5 protein-coding genes are annotated in these 3897 nt (G+C 61.2%); 3 read left to right on the top strand and 2 right to left on the bottom strand.

Features of this window, described 5'->3' with window-relative positions; genetic code table 11:
- Together ACW8PS_RS07900 and ACW8PS_RS07895 are read left to right on the top strand one after the other, a co-directional pair.
- Positions 1-858, top strand: an 858-nt coding sequence (locus ACW8PS_RS07900; RefSeq protein ID WP_491526807.1) for a porin, incomplete at its 5' end; no start/stop codon positions are given.
- A 75-nt stretch (positions 859-933) separates the two neighbouring features.
- Positions 934-1587: a YggS family pyridoxal phosphate-dependent enzyme gene (locus ACW8PS_RS07895; RefSeq protein ID WP_491526806.1), complete on the top strand. Its 654-nt coding sequence runs from the start codon at positions 934-936 to the stop codon at positions 1585-1587.
- On the opposite strand, the gene ACW8PS_RS07890 is transcribed toward ACW8PS_RS07895, so the two are convergent.
- Both ACW8PS_RS07890 and ribA read right to left on the bottom strand, forming a co-directional pair.
- Complete coding sequence (locus tag ACW8PS_RS07890) at positions 1584-2078, bottom strand: L,D-transpeptidase family protein (protein ID WP_491526805.1); 495 nt, start codon at positions 2076-2078, stop codon at positions 1584-1586. The two genes, ACW8PS_RS07895 and ACW8PS_RS07890, sit on opposite strands and share 4 nt — an antisense overlap.
- Entirely contained in the window at positions 2075-3163 is a 1089-nt protein-coding gene (gene ribA, locus ACW8PS_RS07885; protein ID WP_491526804.1) for a GTP cyclohydrolase II, read from the bottom strand. Before ribA ends, ACW8PS_RS07890 begins: the two co-directional genes overlap by 4 nt.
- 167 nt (positions 3164-3330) lie before the next feature.
- Here ribA and ACW8PS_RS07880 point away from each other — a divergent pair.
- On the top strand, positions 3331-3897 hold a 567-nt coding region (locus ACW8PS_RS07880), incomplete at its 3' end, for a response regulator transcription factor (RefSeq protein WP_491526803.1).

The following is a 3897-nucleotide window of genomic DNA, read 5'->3' as shown; positions in this document are numbered from 1 at the left end:
GAAACCCAGTTCTTCACCGATATCGACGTTCTGTTCCGCATGTCGGGCGAAACCGATAACGGCCTGACCTTCGGCGCAGGCGTTGACCTGGACGAAAACGGCGCATTCTCCGTCAATGACGATGGCGGCGCGTTCATGTTCATCTCCGGCAATTTCGGCACCCTGACCATGGGTGACACCGATGGCGCGCTGGACTGGGCGATGACCGAAGCTGCCGTTGGCAATGCCGGTTCCATCGCCGATGACGAAACCGCACATGCCGGTTACCTTGGTTCCTATGGCGACGGTGCCTATGACGGCCAGATCCTGCGCTATGACAACACCTTTGGTGATCTCGGCGTGGCAGTGTCGATCGAAATGGACGACGCAGGTGTTCAGGATACCGGCTGGGCCGTCGGTTTGCGCTATGGCATGGACATGGGCGGCGCGACCGTAGGCTTCGGCATCGGTTACCAGACTCTGCAGGTTGCCGCCGTTGGCGGTTACTCACCGGGCAATCTCGGCGCAGTTGGCACAATCCCGGTCGGCGTCGAAGTTGATATTTTTGGTGTCAGCGCCAATGTTGAAACCAATGGCTTCTCGGCCGGTGTCGAATACACGGACTACGACCTCAGCACAGGCTTCGACGTTGAGCATCTGGGCCTGGGGTTTGGTTACACCTCTGGCGCGATGACGCTATCGGCCAACTGGGGTCAATGGGATAACAACGCGGGATCTCAAATCAGCGGCTATGGCCTGGCGGCTGCCTATGATCTGGGCGGTGGTGCAACCATCCGCGCCGGCTATGGTTCCAGCGACTGGGACGGCATCTTGCCTGATTCCGACAGCTTCTCGCTGGGCGTTGCAATGTCCTTCTAATCCACCCGGATTATTTGCTAAGGAAAGAGCGGGCTTCGGTCCGCTCTTTTTCATTTGTGCCACAGGATTTCGCCGATGCCGCTATCCGACATCACCGCCGCCATTGCCAGGGCCGAAGCCGATGCCGGTCGCGCGCCGGGATCGGTGCGGTTGATCGCGGTATCGAAAGTGCAGCCCGATGAACGGGTGCGCGCGGTTCTGGAGGATGGCCACCGGCTGTTTGGTGAAAACCGGGTGCAGGAGGCGGCCGGTAAATGGCCCGGTTTCCGTGACGCATATGACGGCATCGAACTGCACCTGATTGGCCCGCTGCAAAGCAACAAGGCGCGGCAGGCGTTTGATCTGTTTGATGCCATCCATACGCTGGACCGGCCCAGGCTGGCCCGCCGCTTTGCCGATCTGGCGCAGGAAATGGGGCGCTGTCCCGATCTGATGATCCAGGTGAATACCGGCGAGGAGCCGCAAAAGGCCGGGATCTTCCCCGCCGATGCCGATGCCTTTATCACCGAGGCCCGCGCGCTGGACCTGCCGATCAAGGGCCTGATGTGCATCCCCCCGGTCGCGGAGGAGGCGAGCCTGCATTTTGCCCTGCTGGCCAAGATTGCGGCGCGCAACGGTTTGGCGGATCTTTCCATGGGGATGAGCGCTGATTTCGAAAAGGCAATCTCCTTCGGGGCCACATATGTGCGGATCGGCAGCGCCATTTTCGGGGACCGCGTGCCTGGCTAGGAAACGATCAGCCGGGTTCCGGGGCGGATGGCGCGTGTCAGCCATAACAGATCGCGCGCCGCCATCGCCACGCAGCCTTCCGTGGGGTAGCCGGGCCTGCGCCAGCGATGCAGGAAAATCGCGGAACCCTTTCCGGGCGTGGCATCGGGCCAGTTCCAATCGGTCAAGAGCACCAGATCATAGAGCGGATCGGCCCGGGACAGGCGTTCGTGGCTGCCCGTGTAAGGCGCACGCACCAGGTGATTGTAATCGGCCCGACCCGCGTCATCGGACCACAAATCACGCGGACCGATGGCAACGGCCCAGGGCACCGGGCGCGCCATCCGGTCGGGCCGAAACAGGCAGCCGGTGACCCGGTGAACCCCGCGCGGCGTGGCCCCGTCGCCCTCTCGCTTGTCGCCCGAGATGCCGCCTTTTCCGATCGTGCAGGCAAAGGTGCGGCCGCCAAAGCGCAGCCCCGTCGGCGTCAGCACCATATCGGCGGGGGTCACAGCAGATGCCCTGATTTTTTTGCCTTTACCGCAAGATAATGCTGGTTGTGGCGGTTGGTCGGCGTGATCAGCGGCACACGTTCGATGACCTCGATCCCTTCTGCCTGCAACATCGCGACTTTTCTGGGGTTATTCGTCATCAGCCGGGCCTGCGAAAACCCCATCTGGCGCAGGATGTCGGCCCCCAGACGAAAATCGCGCTCATCATCTTCAAAGCCAAGCCGATGATTGGCCTCGACCGTGTCAAAACCCTGATCCTGAAGCGAATAGGCGCGCATCTTGTTGGCCAGACCGATGCCGCGCCCCTCCTGGTTGAGATACAGCAGCACGCCCGCGCCCGCTTTGCCCATCTCGGCCAGCGCCGCGCGCAATTGTGGCCCGCAATCGCATTTCAGCGAGCCAAGCACATCGCCGGTGAAACAGGCGGAATGCAGCCGGGTCAGAACCGGCGCGGCGCGATCGGGGCGGCCGATCTCGATTGCGTAATGTTCGGTGCCGCCATTGTCGGGGCGATAGATATTCAGACGTCCGGCCTCGGCCAGCTCCATCGGCAGACGGGCGGCGGCGACGGGCATCAGCGCGTGGTGCTGGCCAAGGTCGCGGATGGTGGCCTGCGGCGACAGCCGGGTCAGGTGGTTGGCCCTGGCAAACCCGACCGCGTCCGGCACATCAACTGCAACCACCGCAGGCAGAAGCTGCGCCGATTTCACCAGCCCGATGGCCAGACGATGCAGGCTGGCATCGCCATCACGCAGGCTTTGCAAAGGCCCTTTCATCGGCACCCGCAGGTCATCGGCGGGGTCGGCCACGGCGCAGACCCAGGCGATATCGGCATCGGCGGGCAGCGCCAGCCGGGCCAGATCACCATCATAGGCGCGGGCCTTCAGCGTTTCGGCGCGGCGGTCGGTAATGGCCAATACCGGCGCGCCAAGACTGCGCAGCGCGGCCAGGCGATCGCGCTGCAAAGTCTCGGCCGCCAGCACCACCAGCCCCGCCGCACCATCGCCCAACACAACCGGCAGCCCGACGCGCAAATCGGCGCGGGCACGGGCGGTCAGTTCGGAAGCGGTGGGCAGAAGGGGCATAAGATCAGGGCCATCCAGCAAAAGGTCACACACATGTAGACTGCATGGTGGAAATTTGAAACATTTGCGCACGCTGCGACACGCCTGCGTGAGGTATTTTTCGTTCCCCTTGTTCCGCTGGTGTTCAGGCGACATGTGCCATTGAATGGAACGGACAGGAGGGTCCAATGGCCAATCTAAGAAAAATACTGCTCGTCGATGATGAAGAAGACCTGCGCGAGGCCCTGTCCGAGCAATTGGTCATGACCGAGGATTTCGATGTTTTCGAGGCCGGCAATGGCTCGGACGCTTTGGAAAAGGCCAAGGAGGCGATCTATGATCTGGTGATCCTCGATGTCGGCCTGCCCGACATGGACGGCCGCGAGGCCTGCAAAATTATGCGAAAAAACGGCGTGAAATGTCCGATTGTAATGCTGACCGGTCACGACAGCGATTCTGATACTATTTTAGGTCTGGAATCGGGCGCCAACGACTATGTTACCAAACCATTTCGCTTTGGCGTCCTCCTGGCCCGAATTCGAGCCCAGCTTCGCCAGCACGAGCAAAGTGAAGACGCGGTATTTGCCATCGGACCTTATAGTTTCCGTCCCAGCGCCAAGATACTGATCGGTGAAAATGAATCGAAAATCAGGTTGACTGAAAAAGAAACGTCGATCTTGAAATTTCTGTATCGTGCCGGCGAAAAAGTCGTTGGCCGCGATGTTCTTTTGCACGAGGTCTGGGGTTACAATGCC

The sequence above is a fragment of the Alterinioella sp. genome (assembly GCF_058343375.1).
The sequence above is the reverse complement of the archived record's forward strand: the minus strand, read 5'-3'. Positions and strand labels throughout refer to the sequence as shown.